Genomic DNA, 1,262 nt, shown 5'->3' on the forward strand with positions numbered 1-1,262 from the left:
GCGTCGCCGGTGATTTTCAGGTCACCTTTGTCTTTGGCCTGCTGCAAGGTCTCTTCTTTCAGCACAATACGGTTGAGTGTATCGCGGGAAAGGTTGATGGTTGCATCAGCGTCTTTCGCTTCTGAATTCGGCGTGTGGTTAAGTACGCCGTTTTCCAGCTCCAGCTTGTATTTACCGCCCTGGTCGCCGAAGTCGAAGTTCAGCACAACGTGTGCGTTTGCTGCTTTTTCTCCGTTAATATGCACGGCCATGTAGTCGAAGAGCAGTTCTGGCGTCATCGCACGCACCGTATCCGGGCTTGCCGTGTTCGGCGTTGCCGCCTTCACTACGCCGTTACGCAGCTCCTGCGCACCGCTAAGGTAGAAGTTACGCCATGGACCGGATTCAGCCTGATAACCCATCTGCTCCAGCGCGTCTGCTTCCAGTTCAAGGGCCGCTTTGTTTTTCGGATCGGCGAACACCACCTTGCTGACAACCTGAGCAACCCAGCGGTAGTTACCTTTGTCGTAATCCGCTTTGGCTTTCTGCAGGATGTTGTCCGCACCGCCCATGTATTCCACAAATTTCTTCGCGGCTTCTTCCGGCGGCAGTTCATCAAGCGTTGCCGGGTTGCCATCGAACCAGCCGAGATAGAACACGTAGGTGGCTTTGACGTCGTGGCTCACGGAACCGTAATAGCCGCGGCTGGCCCAGGTTTTCTCAAGCGTCGGCGGCAGCTTGAAGTTCGCCGCAATTTCATCGCGGGTCAGACCTTCGTTTGCCAGGCGCAGCGTCTGGTCGTTGATGTAACGATACATATCGCGCTGACCTTTCATCAGGTTGACGACGTTATCTTTACCCCAGGTCGGCCAGTGGTGCTGGGCAATAATAATTTCTGCATCGCTGCCCCAACGATCGATGGCGGCATTAATGTATTTCGACCATGCCAGCGGATCGCGAATTTTCGCACCGCGCAGAGAATAGGTGTTGTGCAGGGTGTGGGTCACATCCTCTGCCGCTTCAATCATCTTCTTCTCTTTCACATACCAGAGCATTTCTGAAGGCGCTTCAGAGCCTGGTGCCATCATAAAGTCGTAGGTCAGACCATCGATGACTTCTTCCTGGCCGGTGTGGGTGATGTAGTTTGTTGGTGCCAGAAGCGTAACGGTACCGGCAGAGGTCGTGGTGCCCAGACCTGCACCAACCTGACCTTTCGCATCAGCAGGCAACAGGTTGCCGTACATGTAACTAGCGCGACGGCTCATGGCGTTACCTGCCATGAT

The 1,262-nt window shown here is 54.7% G+C and carries 1 protein-coding gene; it reads right to left on the reverse strand.

Annotated features, from left to right (window positions below):
• Positions 1-1,262: alkyl/aryl-sulfatase (locus tag HYQ67_RS23770; RefSeq protein WP_202308645.1), on the reverse strand; the 1,262-nt coding region annotated here is incomplete at both ends.

The organism is Dryocola clanedunensis subsp. sulfonylureivorans, from assembly GCF_016756775.1.
GTDB lineage: Bacteria > Pseudomonadota > Gammaproteobacteria > Enterobacterales > Enterobacteriaceae > Dryocola > Dryocola clanedunensis.